At 70.1% G+C, this 234-nt stretch carries 1 protein-coding gene; it reads left to right on the top strand.

The window, feature by feature from the left end; translation table 11 throughout:
- Positions 1 to 234, top strand: a 234-nt coding sequence (locus tag J9611_RS20005) for an enolase C-terminal domain-like protein (RefSeq protein WP_281414547.1), incomplete at both ends; no start/stop codon positions are given.

The following is a 234-nucleotide window of genomic DNA, read 5'->3' on the forward strand; positions in this document are numbered from 1 at the left end:
CTACGAGCCCGCCGGCCGCGGCGCGTTCCCGCAGGAGGAGGACTGGGACACCCGGGCCTACCTGCGGCACCTGCCGTCGGTGTTCGAGGCCGTCCGGAACGAGTTCGGCCCGGAACTGCCTTTGCTGCACGACGGGCACCACCGGATGACCCCGATCCAGGCGGCCAAGCTCGGCAAGGCCCTGGAACCGTATGACCTGTTCTGGCTGGAGGACTGCACCCCGGCCGAGAACCA

This window comes from Pseudarthrobacter albicanus, assembly GCF_018224015.1.
In the GTDB taxonomy this organism is placed as follows: domain Bacteria; phylum Actinomycetota; class Actinomycetes; order Actinomycetales; family Micrococcaceae; genus Arthrobacter; species Arthrobacter albicanus.